Origin of the sequence: Streptomyces sp. NRRL S-37, from assembly GCF_000721605.1 — a bacterium.
Lineage (GTDB): Bacteria > Actinomycetota > Actinomycetes > Streptomycetales > Streptomycetaceae > Streptomyces.
The window spans coordinates 21,138-37,617 of sequence record NZ_JOIZ01000032.1; the positions used below are offsets into that span (position 1 = coordinate 21,138).

The window sequence follows — 16,480 nt, forward strand, 5'->3', positions numbered from 1 at the left end:
GACAGCCATGGCTATCTTCCTCAACAAGGACTCCAAGGTCATCGTCCAGGGCATGACCGGTGCCACGGGCATGAAGCACACCAAGCTCATGCTGGCCGACGGCACGAACATCGTCGGCGGCGTGAACCCGCGCAAGGCCGGCACGTCCGTCGACATCGACGGCAACGAGATCCCGGTCTTCGGCACCGTCGCCGAGGCGATGGAGAAGACGGGCGCCAACGTGTCCGTCCTCTTCGTGCCGCCGGCCTTCGCCAAGGCCGCCGTGGTCGAGGCCATCGACGCCGAGATCCCGCTCGCGGTCGTCATCACCGAGGGCATCGCGGTGCACGACTCCGCCGCGTTCTACGCGTACGCCGTGGAGAAGGGCAACAAGACCCGGATCATCGGCCCGAACTGCCCCGGTCTGATCACCCCCGGTCAGTCGAACGCCGGCATCATCCCGGGCGACATCACCAAGCCGGGCCGCATCGGCCTGGTCTCGAAGTCCGGCACGCTGACGTACCAGATGATGTACGAGCTGCGTGACATCGGCTTCTCCTCCGCCGTCGGCATCGGTGGCGACCCGGTCATCGGCACCACGCACATCGACGCGCTCGCCGCGTTCGAGGCCGACCCCGACACCGACCTGATCGTGATGATCGGTGAGATCGGCGGCGACGCCGAGGAGCGGGCCGCGGCGTTCATCAAGGAGAACGTGAAGAAGCCGGTCGTCGGCTACGTCGCGGGCTTCACCGCGCCCGAGGGCAAGACCATGGGCCACGCCGGCGCCATCGTCTCCGGCTCCTCCGGCACGGCCGCCGCGAAGAAGGAGGCCCTCGAGGCCGCCGGCGTCAAGGTCGGCAAGACCCCGACCGAGACGGCGAAGCTGGCGCGCGCGATCCTCGCCGGCTGAACCACGGCCGCACCACGGCCGAGCCGCAGCCGGGTCACCGGTGCGGAGCGACACCGTACGGGTGGGCCCGTTCCCCGCAGTGGGGGACGGGCCCACCGTCGTCTCCGCCCCGGTCACCGCGCCTGCGGCGCCAGCCGTTCCGGTCCCCGCGGCAGCTTCCTCCGCAGCCGGTCGCGCAGTTCCCGCTCGTCCTCCGAGAGAGGGCCGGGCGCCATCCGCGGTGGAACGCCCCGCACCGTCTCGCCCGGCGGCACCGGCGGCTCGTAGCCGGTCGGGGCCGTGTACAGGGTGAGCGCCGTGGCACCGGTCAGCGCGACGGTGAACGCGACGGCGGCCCGCGTCCAGAACCGGGCCCGGCGCTCGCTGCCGCCGCGCACCGCCGGCGGCTCGGCCACCCGCGGCCGCCCGGCGCAGGCCAGCTCGGCCAGCCGCCGCTGCAGCTCGTCCGGGTCCGACAGCTCCGGGAGCCGGGCGGCGACGGTCTCGCGCGCGTACGTCAGCCGGCCGGCCGCCGCCCGGGTGCTGGCCTCCGTCTCCGCCGCCGTCTCGGGCAGGCCGAGGCCGAGGCCGTCGTACAGCAGGAGCGTGCGGCGGTACGGCGGCGGCAGGCGCAGCAGCGTCTCCAGGAGCATCCGGTCCTCGTCGTCGGAGGGCGGCGGTTCGGGCCGCCGGTGACGGCGGCGGTACCGGTGCCACGGGGAGAGCGCCCACTCGTACGCCGCCGCGCGCACCCAGCCGGCCGGGTCCGGGTCCCGGGCCACCTCGGGCCAGCGGTCCCAGGCGAGCTGGAAGGCCCGCTCCACGGACTCGCGGGCGAGTGCGCGGCGGCCGGTGAGCAGATAGGCCTGCCGGACGAGGGCGGGGGCGCAGAAGGAGTACAGGGCGTCGAAGGCCTGAGCGGGCGTCAGACGCTCCTCACGGAAGGCGGATGACGGCGGGGGCGCCTGCGTGAACGCGGAGGGTTCCGGCGCGATCGTGCCGGGACGGCCGTCGCCGCCCGGTCTCCCCAGGCGCACCGCCACCACCGCCGCGGCCTCCTCCCGGTGAACGGGGACGGACTCCCGGATCCCGCCGTCGGCGGCCCTTTCCGCCAGGCCGGCCAGCAGCTTCGCGTACGCCTTCCGGTTCCGGCCGCGCGGTGTGCCGCGGCCGGACTCCCACGCGCGCACCGTCTCGGGCCGCACGCCCACACATTCCGCGACCTGGCGCCGGGTCAGCGATGCCGCCGTGCGCAGGCGCCGGCGTTCGTCGGGGGAGGGGAGCGGGGTGACGGGGCTCCGTGTCACTGGGCGCCCCTCCGTCCGGAAAAGTACATAAACGTATATTGGGCGACACAACCGCGCTTCGCCCGTTACGACGGGAAAGCGCGTGTCGTTGGGAGCATGGCGGACGTGACCCAGATGACCGCTCGCCGTACGACGCCGGCCGCCCTGCTCACCCGTGTGCGCGACCGCTCGCCGGGGCTCGCCTCCGGCCTCCTCGGCGGCGCCCTCGCGGCCGGACTGGGGCTCGCGGCGTTCGCCGTCCTCGTGATCCTGCTGTGGATCAGCTCGCCCTACCCCGACAGCGGGCCCGGCGGCGCCCTGCACATCGCGGCGGCGCTGTGGCTGCTCGCCCACGGCGCCGAACTGGTGCGCGCCGACACCCTCTCCGGCGTCCCCGCACCCGTGGGCGTCCCGCCGCTGCTGCTGCTCGCGCTGCCGGTGTGGCTGCTGCACCGGGCGGCCCGCGACGCGGCGGAGGGCGGCGCGGGCCGCGGCGGACAGGCCCCGCTGGTCCCCGGCCGTACGGCGTGGGCGGGCGTCCTCCTCGGCTACCTCGCCGTCGGCGCGCCCGCCGCGCTCTACTGCGCCGGCGGCGGGCTGCGGCCGGCGTGGGAGACGGCCGTCGTGTGCGTGCCGCTGGTCGCCGCACTGGCCGCGGGGGCGGGGGTGTGGACGGCGTACGGCCGTCCGAGCGGGCCGCTGGAGCGGGTGCTGGGCGCGGTGCTGCCGAGGGGCGCACGCCATCTGGTCCTCGGACCGGACGGCCGTCCCGGAGTCGCGGCGCGGGCGGCGGCGGCCGGGGCGGCGGTGCTGGCCGGCGGCGGGGCGCTGCTCCTCGTGGTGTCGCTGGGATGGCACGCCGGGGAGACCCGGCAGGCGTTCCCGCGGCTGACGGAGGGCTGGTCGGGATGGGTCGCGGTGCTGCTGCTCTGCGTCACGCTGGCGCCGAACGCCGCGGTGTGGGCGGCGGCGTACGCCCTCGGCCCCGGCTTCCTCCTCGGGGCCGGCACCCGGGTGACCCCCCTGTTCTCCCCGTCCGCCCCGCCGCTGCCGCCGTTCCCGCTGCTCGCGGCGGTGCCGGACACGGGAGCGGGAACCGCGCCGAACTGGGCGGCGGCGGCGCTGCCGGTGACGGCCGGACTGGTGGTGGGGCGGTTCGTGGGACGGGGTGCCGCACGGAGCGGACCGGCGCCCGCCCCCGCCTGGACCCGCGGCCGGACCGCCGGGGCGGCGGTACTGGCGGCCGTGCTGTGCGCGGCCCCGCTGTCCGCGCTCGCCGCGCTCGCGGGCGGGCCGCTGGGAGTGGCCGCGCTCTCCCGGTTCGGCCCGGTGTGGTGGCAGGTGGGGGCCGCGGCACTGGCGTGGCTCGCGCTGGTGGCGGTCCCCACGGCCCTGACGGTACGGGCCTGGCGCCGCCGCCCGCCCGCAGGCGAGGCGGGGGACCGGCTCCCGGAGGCGGGTGCGCCACACCCTCGTCGGGGCGTGGTGAACCGGCTTCTGAGGCCCGGATCGTCGAGGGACCGCCGGGACGGCCGGAACTTGGTGGACCGGTTTCCGGGGGCCGGGCCGGCACGGGGCCGCCGGGGTCCGGAGAGGCGGCTTCCGGGGATCGGATCACCGCGGGACCGCCGGCTCCCGGGGCCCGGCACACCGCGGAACCACCGCCTCCCGGAGGAGGCGAAGCCGGCGCCGCCCGTACGGGGCGGGCCGGTCCCGCCCCTCCCGCGCGACGACCCCGACGAGCCGCACCCGCTCCACCGCACCCGGGCACCCGCGCCCGGCCGGTGGGACTGGGACATGCCGTTCGGCGTGCGGGACGCGGTCACCGCCCCCGGCGAGGAGGGCCCCACGTCCGCCGCACGGGAGTGAGAGCAGGTGTCAGCCGCCGTCCCCCAGGAGGTCCCGGAGCTGCTCCGGCAGGAGGTCGCCGCAGGACTGGCGGGCCTCATGGGTGAGGGCGTCCTCGGTGCAGGTGTAGTAGTCGCTGTAGACCAGCTGGGCCGTGAAGGACGCGGCGACCAGGGCGAGCGCCAGCGACCCCGTGACCAGTCCGCTCACCGCGGCCGTGGTCTGCGGGCGGCCCTTCGGCTCGGACGCCGGGGCGTCCGGGTCCTGCGCGCGGGGCTTGGCGCGCAGGGCGCTGATGCCCCAGTACAGGGCGAACGCGCCCAGCAGCAGCGCGACGTAAGGCCAGCCGAACAGGCCGAAGAAGAAGGCCCACATGCCGGACAGCAGGGCGAGGCGCGCACGGCGCTGGGCCGGGTCCGTGGGGTCCCAGCGCGTGCCGGGCCCCTGGGGGCCGCCGCCCTGCCCCTCGGGACCGCGCGGGCGCTCGCCGAAACCGCCGGGGGAGCGGCCGGGCTGCCGGTCGCTCCAGTTCCGGCCCCAGGGGGAGCGGTCGCCGCCCTCCCCGCCGGACGGGTGCCTCGGCTGCCAGGGCCGGTCGGGAGTCCCCTCCGGCGGCGGCGCGAACGGGTTGTCGTCCTGAGAACCCCGGGCCCCACGGCGCCCGTCGTCGCCGCCTCCGTCCTGGGGCGCGTCGGGCGGCGAGGAGGGGCGCTCCCGCAGCAGCACGGCGCCCCGCTCCCCTCCCTGGGCGGACTGCTGGGGGAACGTGAGAAGTCGCAGGCTGCGGTCCGGCATCAAGTGAGCGTCTTCCCCTTAATGAAGCACGGCGTGGTCCGGCGTGGCCGTCCCGCACGACGTATTCGACTACGACTGGGCTGGTGAACCGGTGCGTTCCCGTCGGCTCTCCGCGGCCCGGGTCCGTCATCCTGTGAACGCCCGGTGCACGGCTGACGTTCCCACGCGCCCCGGCGTTCCAGGACCGGCTCTTCCCAGACGCTACCTTCCGGCCGCGCCCCCGTCCCGTGGGGGCCGCCCGGTGTGCCGGTATCGTTGCTGACGGTCGGCCGCTTCGTAGGCTTCCCCGTATCCGGGGACGCGAAGCATTCGTATGAATATACAAAGCGCTGTGCCGCCGACCGTGCAGACGCTCCCCGAGAAAGGGCCCCACCGTGGCCGCCAAGCCCGTGGCCGAGCGCGCCAGGCGTCTCGTCGTGCTGGTCTCCGGATCCGGCACCAACCTCCAGGCGCTCCTCGACGAGATCGACGCCGTCGGCGCCGAGGCGTACGGGGCCGAGGTCGTGGCCGTCGGCGCCGACCGCGAGGGCATCGAGGGACTGGCCCGCGCCGAGCGCGCCGGACTGCCGACCTTCGTCTGCAAGGTCAAGGACCACCCGACCCGCGAGGAGTGGGACGCGGCGCTCACCGAGGCCGTCGCCGCCCACGAGCCCGACCTGGTGGTGTCCGCCGGGTTCATGAAGATCGTGGGGAAGGAGTTCCTCGCGCGCTTCGGCGGACGGATCGTCAACACCCACCCCGCCCTGCTGCCCAGTTTCCCCGGGGCCCACGGCGTACGGGACGCGCTCGCGTACGGCGCCAAGGTCACCGGCTGCACCGTCCACTTCGTCGACGACGGCGTCGACACCGGACCGATCATCGCGCAGGGCGTGGTGGAGGTCCGGGACGAGGACGACGAGAGCGCTCTGCACGAGCGCATCAAGGACGTCGAGCGAAGGCTGCTCGTCGAGGTCGTGGGGCTCCTCGCCCGCAACGGCTACCGCATTGAGGGACGAAAGGTAGTTATCCAGTGACCGCCGAGAGCAACAAGCGGGCCATCCGACGGGCGCTCGTCTCCGTCTACGACAAGACCGGCCTCGAGGACCTCGCGCGCGGCCTGCACGAGGCCGGCGTGGAGCTCGTCTCCACCGGGTCCACCGCCGCGAGGATCGCCGCCGCGGGCGTCCCCGTCACCAAGGTCGAGGAGCTCACCGGCTTCCCCGAGTGCCTGGACGGCCGCGTCAAGACCCTGCACCCGAAGGTCCACGCCGGCATCCTCGCCGACCTGCGCCTGGAGGACCACCGCAACCAGCTCGCCGAGCTGGGCGTGGAGCCGTTCGACCTCGTCGTCGTGAACCTCTACCCGTTCCGCGAGACCGTCGCCTCGGGCGCCACGCCCGACGAGTGCGTGGAGCAGATCGACATCGGCGGACCCTCGATGGTCCGCGCCGCCGCCAAGAACCACCCGTCGGTCGCCGTCGTCACCAGCCCCGCCCGCTACGGCGACGTCCTCGCCGCGGTCCAGGCTGGCGGCTTCGACCTCGCCACCCGCAAGCGGCTCGCCGCGGAGGCCTTCCGGCACACGGCCGAGTACGACATCGCCGTCTCCACCTGGTTCGCCTCCGCCTACGCGCCCGCCGACGACTCGCCGTTCCCCGGGTTCCTCGCCACCAGCCTGGAGCGCTCCCGCACCCTGCGCTACGGCGAGAACCCGCACCAGCCCGCCGCCCTCTACACCGCGGGCACGGGCGGTCTGGCCGAGGCGGAGCAGCTGCACGGCAAGGAGATGTCGTACAACAACTACACGGACACGGACGCCGCGCGCCGTGCCGCGTACGACCACGACGAGCCGTGCGTGGCGATCATCAAGCACGCCAACCCCTGCGGCATCGCGACCGGCGCGGACGTCGCCGAGGCGCACCGCAAGGCGCACGCCTGCGACCCGCTGTCCGCGTTCGGCGGCGTGATCGCCGTCAACCGCCCGGTGTCGAAGGAGATGGCCGAGCAGGTCGCCGAGATCTTCACCGAGGTCATCGTCGCGCCCGACTACGAGGACGGCGCGCTGGAGGCCCTCGCCAAGAAGAAGAACATCCGCGTGCTGCGTGCCCCGGGCCGCCCCGACCACCCGGTCGAGGTCAAGCCGATCGACGGCGGCGCGCTCCTCCAGGTCACCGACCGGCTCCAGGCCGAGGGCGACGACCCCGCCACCTGGACGCTGGCCACCGGCGAGGCGCTGAGCGAGTCCGAACTCGCCGACCTCGCCTTCGCCTGGAAGGCCTGCCGGGCGGTGAAGTCCAACGCGATCCTGCTCGCCAAGGACGGCGCCTCCGTCGGCGTCGGCATGGGCCAGGTCAACCGCGTGGACTCGGCGAAGCTGGCGGTGGAGCGGGCGGGCGCCGAGCGCGCGGCCGGTTCCTACGCCGCCTCGGACGCGTTCTTCCCCTTCCCCGACGGCCTGGAGATCCTCACCGCGGCCGGCGTGAAGGCCGTGGTCCAGCCCGGCGGCTCGGTCCGCGACGAGCAGGTCGTCGAGGCCGCGAAGAAGGCGGGCGTGACCATGTACTTCACGGGCACGCGCCACTTCTTCCACTGACGGGCCCGTCCGCCCGGCCACCGATACGGTCGGCCGGGCGGACGGAAGTCCTACTTGTCCACCTCATACTGGCCGGTCTCCAGGAAGTACCGCAGTTCCTCGGGAGTGCCGTCGATGACCTCCTCGGCCGCCGCGCGGAGCGCGTCGCTGATGTCCGGGTCGGCGAGGATGCGGGCGACGGCGACCCGGTCGTCCTCGGCCCGGGCGAGACGGTAGCCGGTTTCGAGGAAGGCGCGGGCGGCTTCCGGGGTGCCCGCGTCGAGGGCTTCGTTGGCTTCGCGGATGACGCCCCTGCCGGAGTCGGGGTCCGAGGAGTGCGTTGATCTCCTGCGTGACGCGTTTTCCGGCGTAGGGCTTGGCGAGGATGGTGGTGATGGCGACCTTGTCGTCCTCGTACTGGGCGAGCCGGTAGCCGGTCCTGAGGAACGCGCGCATGTCCTCCACGGTGCCGCCGAGGGCCTCGTTCGCCTCCCGCTCGACGCCCCTGCCGGAGTCCGGGTCGGCCAGGATGCCGGCGATGGCGGCGCGCAGCTCCTCCTCCGACATCTCGTCCACCGGCGTACCGGGGTCGTCCGTGGCGGCCGACGCCGTGACGGCGACGGACGACGAAGCCGCGTCCGCGGCGAAGGCCGGACCGGTGAGGAGGAGGGCCGGCGTGAGTGCGCCGGCGGCCGCCAGGAGAACACCGCGGGTCAGTCTCATATGTGTGAACCTGCCTTCTGCGTAGGGGATTTCACGGAAGACGGACGGTTACCGTCTCGAACATCCTTTCACTGTTTCGGCCGGAGACCACTGCCGCGATCCGGCAGTCCTGACGTGCCGTCATTGCCGGTCGTGACGCCGAGGCCGCCGGGCCCCGGAGCGGCCGGGGCGGCCGCGGACGACGGCGCGCCCCGGACGCGCCAAGGGCCGTGTCCCCCTCGTGCGGGTGGGACACGGCCCTTGGCGGCGGTGTGCTCGGGGCGGCCGCCCTCAGTAGCGCGGGCGCTTGAACCAGGCGCTGCCCGCGGCGTTGCCGACGAACACGGCGATCAGGATCGCCAGCACCGTGTGGATCAGACCCACCAGGATGAAGGGGTAGATGCCGAGGATGGCGGTGATGATGCCGAAGATCAGCGCGGTGACACGGACGCCGTTGCCGCCCTTGCCGAACTTGACGGCCAGCACGAGCGCGAACACGCCCCACACCAGCGCGAACAGGGTCAGACCCCAGAGCAGGCCGGACGAGTAGTCGGCGAGCTGCTCGAACGCGGGCTCCTCGCTCAGCGTCGGGTCGTCCTTCGCGGCCTCCACGCCCGCGGCGCTGATCGCGAACAGCGCCGTGCCGATGAGCTGCAGGCCCACGATGACCCACAGCAGCACGCGTGCCGTGCTCACCGTTCCCGGCATGGAGGTCGGCACCGGGGCGCCGGCGTAGGCGCCCACCGGCGGCGCCGCCGGATAGCCGTACCCCTGCTGGGGCTGCTGGGACTGCTGGGGATAGCCGTAGCCGGGGGCCGGCGGCTGCTGGCCACCCTGCGGGGGCCCGTAGGGGTTGTTCGGGTCGCCGAAACTCATGGCGGTTCTTCCTCCGTTGCGCTTCAGGTGCGGGGACGACGCGAGACTCGGCGCGGAGGAAGTTCTACAGATGCGGTCCGTCCCCCCGGTTCTGCCCGCGGCACTGTGTCCTCATCGTTCTTGACCGTTCCTTTCCTTGTCCAGGCGTGGGCCGTATGTGTTGTGCAAGTGCAACATCGCTGATCTTGGTCGTAAACGGGCGATACGTGCGCGGGGGCCCGGCGGCCGCCCGTCATACGGGCGGATTGGAACCGGGGCCCGGTCATCCGCGAGGATGGGGGCATGACCGCCCAGATTCTCGATGGCAAGGCCACCGCAGCCGAGATCAAGTCCGATCTGACCGCCCGTGTGGCGGCGCTGAAGGAGAAGGGCGTCACGCCCGGCCTCGGCACGATCCTCGTCGGGGAGGACCCCGGCAGCCAGAAGTACGTCGCCGGGAAGCACCGCGACTGCGCCCAGGTGGGCATCGCCTCCATCCAGCGCGAACTGCCGGACACGGCCACACAGGAGGAGATCGAGGCGGTCGTCCGCGAGCTGAACGAGGACCCCGCCTGCACCGGTTACATCGTCCAGCTCCCGCTGCCCAAGGGCATCGACGAGAACCGCATCCTCGAACTGATGGACCCGGCCAAGGACGCCGACGGCCTCCACCCGATGAACCTCGGCCGTCTCGTCCTCAACGAGCCGGCCCCCCTGCCCTGCACCCCCAACGGCATCATCACCCTGCTGCGCCGCCACGGCGTGGAGATCAAGGGCGCGGAGGTCGTGGTCGTCGGGCGCGGTGTGACCATCGGCCGTCCGATGCCCCTGCTGCTGACCCGGCGCAGCGAGAACGCCACGGTGACCCAGTGCCACACCGGCACCCGCGACCTGTCGGCCCACCTCCGGCGCGCGGACATCATCGTGGCCGCCGCGGGCAGCGCCCATCTGATCCGCCCCGAGGACGTCAAGCCGGGCGCGGCCGTCCTCGACGTCGGTGTCTCCCGCAGCGCCGAGGGCAAGATCCTGGGCGACGTCCACCCGGGCGTGGCCGAGGTGGCCGGCTGGGTCGCCCCGAACCCCGGCGGCGTCGGCCCGATGACCCGGGCCCAGCTGCTGGTCAACGTGGTCGAGGCGGCGGAGCGCAGTGTCGGCTGAGCGGAAGACCCCGGACGTCTCCGAGAAGCGGGCCGAGGGGCGGACGGAGGAACGGGCCGAGGGCATCACGGTCCGTGATCCCGTCAGCGCGCCCGACGCCGAGGGCAGGCCGCGCCGCACCACCCGGCGGTTCCCCCTGTTCACCAGGGACACCGCGCGCCCCGAGGGCGGGGGCAGGGCCGCCCCCCGCGACGCCCCCGCGCCCGCCCGTCAGTGGCCGATCCTCTCCGTGCTGCTCACGGTCGGAGCGGGACTGCTGCTGACCGCGCTGGACCAGTTCCGGCTGGGCACGCTGCTGGTCGGCGTGGCGCTGGTGGCCGGGGCCCTGCTGCGGTGGCTGGTGCGGGACGTGGGGATGCTCGCGGTGCGTTCCCGTTTCACGGACATCGTGACGTACGGGGGACTGGGGCTGGTGATCGCGATGCTGGCGCTGATGGTGCAGCCGCATCCGCTGCTGGAGATCCCGTTCCTGAAGGACACGCTGCACTTCACGGTCGACAGTTAGTCCGCGTTCCGCGAGCGGCGGCGGCCCGTCCTCACCCCCGTGAGAGGACGGGCCGCCGCCGGGGACCACGTTCCTGCACCGTGAAGGGCCTGTTCAACGGCTGTCCGGGGGCTGTGGCACGGAAGTGACCGTTCCGGTACGGTCTCCGCAATCCCCGTACAACCTTGCGATGCGGCCGAGCCGGCGGCCGGCGTCGGAACGGGGCGGGGACGACCGTTTGCGGTGGGTGGCGGATTTATGTCGATGTATTGACAAGTTTGTCGTTGTGCGTCGCAGTAGAGGGACGGCGGGCTAGCGTGAGGAAACGGGACCGTCCCGGCGTCCCGCGCGCAGGTGCCCGGGTTCCGTTCGGTCGAGGGGGTGACCGATGGGACACTGGGCCGCGAGTGAGCAGGCGTGCGACGGTGCCTGCCCGCGGCCCGATGCTCCCGTGCGCCCCCGCCCCGGGAACTGAGACCCCGCCCGGCGGCATCCTCGTGGGTATCCACAACGGGGACTCGGCAAGGGGCACCATGCACGAGGGAACGACCAGTACCAACCGGGGGGAAGAGGGGGGAAGCAATGCCTCGTTGGAAGGCCTTGCCGGATGAACTCGATCCGCAGATCAGGGAGTTCACGAGCCAGCTCAGGCGGCTCGTGGACCGCAGCGGCCTGAGCGTCGCGTCGGTCTCCGACCGCACGGGCTACAGCAAGACGTCCTGGGAGCGTTATCTGAACGGCCGGCTGCTCGCGCCCAAGGGTGCGATCGTGGCCCTGGCCGAGGTCACCGGGACCAACCCGATGCACCTCACCACCATGTGGGAGCTCGCCGAGCGTGCCTGGAGCCGCTCGGAGATGCGTCACGACATGACGATGGAGGCGATCAGGATCTCGCAGGCGCGTGCCGCGCTCAGCGAGTTCGCCGGTCCGTCCTCCGGCCCGGGCGGCGGATCCGCCCGCAAGGGCGCGTCCGCGGTCCGTCCGGGCGTCGCGGGGCCGGCCGGAGTCGCGCCGAGCGTGCCGCCGCAGCCGACCGCCTCGGAGGTGCGCGACGCCACCGGCGGCGCGCGGGACGGTTCGGCCGGGACGAACTCGTGGGGGGTCGCCGCACCGGCCGGCTCGCCGCGGACGGGCCACCGCGCCTCCGGGCCCGCGGCGGGCGCCTCCGGGACGTACGGCGCACCGCCCCCGGGCGCGTCCGGTCAGGGCCGTCCGGGTGGACCGGGCCGTTCCGGCGGCAAGCGGCGGACGTCGACGTTCATCGCCGGAGCGGTGGGAGCGCTGGTGGTGGTCGCCGCCGCGTTCTACGTCACCAGCGTCGAGGGCGACACGAAGAAGGACGAGGCCCGGAAGTCCCCCTCGCCCACCGCCACCGCCCCTGTCGACCTGCCTCCCGGCGTGAAGTGCAGCGGCGACAGCTGCGCGGGCAAGGACGCCGAGGCCATGGGGTGCAGCGGCGACCTGGTGACCACCACGGGGACCGGGACCGTCGGCGCCACCACGGTGGAGGTCCGCTACAGCGAGACCTGCGCCGCGGCCTGGGGGCGCATCACGCAGGGCACGCAGGGGGACAAGGTCGAGATCAGCGCGGGCACGTCGAAGCAGAGCGACAGCATCACCGCGGCCGGTGACACGGTCACGTACACCCCGATGGTGCCGGTGAAGGACGCGAAGGACGCGAAGGCCTGTGCCGTACTGGCCGCCACCGGTGAGAAGGGCTGCACGGAGTAGTACCCGCACATGACCTGTCCCGCCGCACATATGGGCCTGTACCGGCCCGTACTGGTCCATATGGGTCCATATATGTGGGGGAAATGTGGGGGCGCGCATGGTATGGCGAAAGAGGGGCAGGCGGAAGGTACCCCCACGGGAGTCCGGCACGGTCGGTCCCCGACGGCGGCCGCCCCGCCCCCACCTCTCCCGGACGGAGCGGCCGCCCCTTTCCTGCCCGCCCGGCCACCCGCGTACCCGGGCCGTCACTCTGTGGGGCGGGCCACAGGGAGCCCGGCCGTCCGCGTCCGCGGATGCGCGATAGCCTGACCGCTGGATCTCTCTTGACGCCAAGAGATCGATCATCCGAACCGATGATCGATCATCGTGGTGGACGCCGGTCACGAGCCGGAGCGGGATCCCGCACCCCGGGGCAGGGACCGCCCCACCGCCAGCTGTCATACGGAGAACGCCATGACCCGCACTCCCGTGAACGTCACCGTCACCGGCGCGGCCGGCCAGATCGGTTACGCCCTGCTCTTCCGCATCGCCTCCGGCCAGCTGCTCGGCGCGGACGTGCCGGTCAAACTGCGCCTGCTGGAGATCACCCCGGCGCTCAAGGCCGCCGAGGGCACGGCCATGGAGCTGGACGACTGCGCGTTCCCGCTCCTCCAGGGCATCGACATCACGGACGACCCGAACGTGGCCTTCGACGGTGCCAACGTCGGCCTTCTCGTGGGCGCCCGTCCGCGCACCAAGGGCATGGAGCGCGGTGACCTCCTGGAGGCCAACGGCGGCATCTTCAAGCCGCAGGGCCAGGCCATCAACGCCCACGCCGCGGACGACATCAAGGTCCTGGTCGTCGGCAACCCGGCCAACACCAACGCCCTGATCGCCCAGGCCGCCGCCCCGGACGTACCCGCCGAGCGGTTCACCGCCATGACCCGCCTGGACCACAACCGCGCGCTGACCCAGCTCTCGAAGAAGACCGGCGTCCCGGTCTCCGAGATCAGGAAGCTGACGATCTGGGGCAACCACTCCGCCACCCAGTACCCCGACATCTTCCACGCCACGGTCGCCGGCAAGAACGCCGCCGAGGCCGTCAACGACGAGAAGTGGCTGGCCGAGGACTTCATCCCGACCGTCGCCAAGCGCGGCGCCGCGATCATCGAGGCCCGTGGCGCCTCGTCGGCCGCCTCCGCCGCCAACGCCGCCATCGACCACGTGTACACCTGGGTCAACGGCACCGCCGACGGCGACTGGGCCTCCATGGGCATCCCGTCGGACGGCTCCTACGGCGTCCCGGAGGGCCTGATCTCCTCCTTCCCGGTCACCGTGAAGGACGGGAAGTACGAGATCGTCCAGGGTCTGGAGATCAACGAGTTCTCCCGCGCCCGCATCGACGCCTCCGTCAAGGAGCTCGAGGAGGAGCGCGAGGCGGTCCGCGGCCTCGGCCTCATCTGATCCGACCCGCTCCAGGGTTTCGGGCCCCGCACCGGCTGTGCCGGTGCGGGGCCCGCCGCGTTCATCCGGCCGGGACCCGGCGATCCATGGCCAAAGATTGACGCATGTCACATGATCGGGATATTGACATTCCGCTTTCCCTCCCTGTAGTGCGCCCTCTATGCTGATGCCCTTTCAGCTCGGTGGTCACCACAGACCCATACGCACTCGGGGGATCGGCATGAGTACCGCCTACGTGCCGCCACAGTCGCATCACACCAACGCCCCGGCACCTCCGCCTCCGGAACCGCCGTCCGTGCCGCCGCACGCCAGCGAGGCCACCCGGCTGCTGTGCGGCGGGACGTACCAGAACGCCGAGTACCGGGACCGCGTCATCGAGGAGCTGCACCTCAACGAACAGCGGATCGTCGCCCCGTCGTCCGGCTTCGACGCGGCCCGCGTCCTCGCCCACGCCCTGCGGGCCCGGCGTCAGGAATGGTGGTGGTCCGCCGCCGTCATCGGGCTCTGGGCGGTGGGCGTGCCGCTGAGCGGCGGGCTGCTGCTCGGGCTGATGGGCGCCAGCCTGTTCATCGCCCTCGCTCCCTGGCTCAGAGGCGGTGCGGAACAGCCACCCTGGTACCGCCTCCTCGCGGCCTTCGTGGCGCGCTGGTACGGGCGTGTCAGCTTCGCCGGCGTCCTGGTCATCATGGCCGTCACCGCGTTCGGCGCCTTCCCCGAGGACGACTCCGGTTCCGGCTCCGGCTCCGGCTCCGGCTCGTTCGACGACCCCCTGTACTCCGGCGGCTCGTCGGGGACGAGCGGCTCCTCGGGCTCCGACGGTCCGGAGTCGCTCGGCGTGCTGTTCCCGGCCGGTGGTGACGGTGGGCCGGCCGAGATCTGGCAGGCCTGGTTCGGGATCGGCGTGCTGGTCCTCATCGCGCTGTGCGCCGCCGCCCGGCGCGACCGGTTCGCCCGCGCGTTCGCCGCCGAACTCTCCCCGCAGCGCTTCCCGGACATCACGGGCGACCCCGCCGAACAGGCCGAGGGACAGCGCCTCGCCCGCCTGACGCACCGCATCCGGCGCGAACAGCACGCCCCGCTGATCATGTACGACGAGGCCCGCCCGTTCTGCGGCGCCGGCACCCCGTACGACACCTGGGTGCTCGCCGTCGAACTCCGGCCGGACGACGGCGTCGAGCAGCGGCCGCTCAGCAACCGGACGATCCTCGAAAGCGTCCGGCCCCTGCTCGAACAGCTCCGGGTGCCTGCCCCGCACGCGGCGGCCTTCGCACGTGACCGGCTGCGCCGCCTGGAGATCGACGAGTGCGTGTTCCTGCCCGTCGAGGGGCTGACCGACCGTGACCAGGCCCCCTACACGCCGCAGGCGTTCGAGCAGCACCGGCAGCGGGCCGTCGAGGAGGGCGGCGAGAAGCGGCGGCACTTCCTGCGCATCCGGGTCGGCGGCTGGGAGGAGGAGCTCGTCGTCACGGTCTTCGTACGCGTCCACACCCAGGGCCGCATGCTCATGCTGGAGGTCGCCCCGCACGTCCTGAACCCGGTGCGCGCCGAGTTCAAGGAGGTCGACCGCACCTCCCACCGGCTGCTCCACGACAGCGTCCTCGGCAAGGCCGCCGGGGCCCTCGCCCTGGTGCCCGGCTCGGCGGGCCGCTCCCTGGTCGCCCTCGGCCGGGGCGCGTTCTACGGATGGCGGCTGCTGACCGGCGGCCACTCGGGCGCGCTGCCCGACGGGCCCGCCCTCTCGGTGCGGGAGCTGGCCGCGGCGGACAGCGCCTCCACGTTCCAGGAGATGGACGTGGCCCGCTATCTGCGGACCGTCCAGGACCGGATCGGGCGCGGGGTCCGGCAGGCGCTGGCCGACGCCGGTTACGAGACCGGTGAGTTCGTCCAGAAGATCGTGAACATCAGCAACGGCGCCGTACACATCGACCGGGTCGAGGGCTCGACCTTCGCCATCGGCGAGAACGCGAGCGCCGCCGGCACCACGGTGACAGGGAAGGGGAGTCCCGACGATGGCAAGTGAGGAACCGAACGTCCGGATCGGGAACGTCTCGCGGAGCACCTTCGCGGTCGGCCCCCACGCGCGTGCGGTGGGCGGCCACTACGACGCGCCGGCGCCGCGGGACGAGGCGACCGGGGAACTGCTGGAGGCGGTACGCGCGTTGCGTGCCGATCTGTCCAGGGTGCGGCAGAGTGAGGAGACGGCCCGGCTGGACGAGGCCCTGGCGGACACCGAGGACGAGATCGGCCGGACCGGAGCGGTGGACGAGGGCCGGCTCGGGCGGCTGCGGCGGCTGCTCACGGACGCCCAGGCCCTCACGGAGGTCCTCGCCTCGGCCGGCACCGTGGCGGGCCTGCTCGGCATCTGACGCCGGCGGCGAACGGAACAAGGGGGACATGATGACCGGGGGACCGCGGTACTGGAACGAGGATTCCCAGCGCTGGGAGGAGACGGAGCCCGGCCCACCCGGTGCCGCCCCGGCGCCGGACGGCACGGAGCCCGGCCCGGCCGGAACCGTCCCGCCGGCCACACCCGCTCCGGACACCGCTTCCTCCACCTGGCCGGCCGGCGCGGGGCCGGCGGCCGGAGCCGGTCCGGGCGCCGCCTTCCCTGCCCGGCCGGCCGGAGCCGGCCCGGGGGGCCGTCCGCCGGCCGGTGGAGTCGCGGGGAAAGGTGTGGCGGCCGGGGGCGGGACCGCTCCCGGTGCCCCCGCGGGGACCGGTGACGCGGGCACACCCGCCGGCGTTCCGCGTCCCGG

General features: G+C 73.5%; 13 protein-coding genes and 1 pseudogene. 10 read left to right on the forward strand and 4 right to left on the reverse strand.

Annotated elements, in window-relative coordinates:
* Positions 1-7 precede the first annotated feature (7 nt).
* Positions 8-892: a succinate--CoA ligase subunit alpha gene (sucD, locus tag IH50_RS0133860; protein ID WP_030871259.1), complete on the forward strand. Its 885-nt coding sequence runs from the start codon at positions 8-10 to the stop codon at positions 890-892.
* A gap of 113 nt (positions 893-1,005) precedes the next feature.
* Here sucD and IH50_RS0133865 read toward each other — a convergent pair whose 3' ends face one another.
* The gene (locus tag IH50_RS0133865) at positions 1,006-2,178 is read right to left on the reverse strand and encodes a helix-turn-helix domain-containing protein (RefSeq protein ID WP_030871262.1); all 1,173 of its coding nucleotides are present in this window, start codon (positions 2,176-2,178) and stop codon (positions 1,006-1,008) included.
* A gap of 96 nt (positions 2,179-2,274) precedes the next feature.
* On the opposite strand from IH50_RS0133865, the gene IH50_RS0133870 reads away from it, so the two are divergent.
* Complete coding sequence (locus IH50_RS0133870; RefSeq protein ID WP_234328297.1) at positions 2,275-4,026, forward strand: DUF6350 family protein; 1,752 nt, start codon at positions 2,275-2,277, stop codon at positions 4,024-4,026.
* A 9-nt stretch (positions 4,027-4,035) separates the two neighbouring features.
* Here the strand turns inward: IH50_RS0133870 and IH50_RS0133875 are convergent, their stop codons facing one another.
* Positions 4,036-4,800, reverse strand: coding sequence for a membrane protein (locus IH50_RS0133875; RefSeq protein WP_030871267.1), 765 nt, complete (start codon positions 4,798-4,800; stop codon positions 4,036-4,038).
* Between the two features lie 374 nt (positions 4,801-5,174).
* On the opposite strand from IH50_RS0133875, the gene purN reads away from it, so the two are divergent.
* Both purN and purH read left to right on the forward strand, forming a co-directional pair.
* Complete coding sequence (gene purN, locus IH50_RS0133880) at positions 5,175-5,813, forward strand: phosphoribosylglycinamide formyltransferase (RefSeq protein WP_030871270.1); 639 nt, start codon at positions 5,175-5,177, stop codon at positions 5,811-5,813.
* Positions 5,810-7,372, forward strand: a complete 1,563-nt coding sequence (gene purH / locus IH50_RS0133885; RefSeq protein ID WP_030871273.1) for a bifunctional phosphoribosylaminoimidazolecarboxamide formyltransferase/IMP cyclohydrolase — start codon at positions 5,810-5,812, stop codon at positions 7,370-7,372. The genes purN and purH overlap by 4 nt, the downstream gene beginning before the upstream one ends.
* Before the next feature lie 50 nt (positions 7,373-7,422).
* Here the strand turns inward: purH and IH50_RS40400 are convergent.
* Together IH50_RS40400 and IH50_RS0133895 are read right to left on the reverse strand one after the other, a co-directional pair.
* Positions 7,423-8,074: pseudogene (locus IH50_RS40400) on the reverse strand (ALF repeat-containing protein).
* A 270-nt stretch (positions 8,075-8,344) separates the two neighbouring features.
* Positions 8,345-8,929 carry a hypothetical protein gene (locus tag IH50_RS0133895; RefSeq protein WP_030871279.1) on the reverse strand — a complete coding sequence of 195 codons (585 nt, stop codon included), beginning with the start codon at positions 8,927-8,929 and terminating at the stop codon, positions 8,345-8,347.
* 282 nt (positions 8,930-9,211) lie between these two features.
* On the opposite strand from IH50_RS0133895, the gene IH50_RS0133900 reads away from it, so the two are divergent.
* From IH50_RS0133900 to IH50_RS0133925, 6 genes are all read left to right on the forward strand, one after another.
* Positions 9,212-10,066 carry a bifunctional methylenetetrahydrofolate dehydrogenase/methenyltetrahydrofolate cyclohydrolase gene (locus IH50_RS0133900; protein ID WP_030871281.1) on the forward strand — a complete coding sequence of 285 codons (855 nt, stop codon included), beginning with the start codon at positions 9,212-9,214 and terminating at the stop codon, positions 10,064-10,066.
* Positions 10,056-10,571 (forward strand): DUF3017 domain-containing protein, encoded by a 516-nt coding sequence (locus IH50_RS0133905; RefSeq protein ID WP_030871283.1) that lies wholly within the window; start codon positions 10,056-10,058, stop codon positions 10,569-10,571. The genes IH50_RS0133900 and IH50_RS0133905 overlap by 11 nt, the downstream gene beginning before the upstream one ends.
* Positions 10,572-11,132: 561 nt before the next feature.
* A complete protein-coding gene (locus IH50_RS0133910; protein ID WP_078914193.1) occupies positions 11,133-12,281 on the forward strand; it encodes a helix-turn-helix domain-containing protein in 1,149 nt (382 codons plus the stop codon).
* Positions 12,282-12,734: 453 nt separating this feature from the next.
* Positions 12,735-13,724, forward strand: a complete 990-nt coding sequence (locus IH50_RS0133915; RefSeq protein ID WP_030871290.1) for a malate dehydrogenase — start codon at positions 12,735-12,737, stop codon at positions 13,722-13,724.
* A 220-nt stretch (positions 13,725-13,944) separates the two neighbouring features.
* Positions 13,945-15,744 (forward strand): hypothetical protein, encoded by a 1,800-nt coding sequence (locus IH50_RS0133920; protein ID WP_030871291.1) that lies wholly within the window; start codon positions 13,945-13,947, stop codon positions 15,742-15,744.
* On the forward strand, positions 15,734-16,090 hold the full coding sequence (locus IH50_RS0133925) for a hypothetical protein (RefSeq protein WP_030871294.1): 357 nt from the start codon (positions 15,734-15,736) through the stop codon (positions 16,088-16,090). Before IH50_RS0133920 ends, IH50_RS0133925 begins: the two co-directional genes overlap by 11 nt.
* Positions 16,091-16,480: the final 390 nt, after the last annotated feature.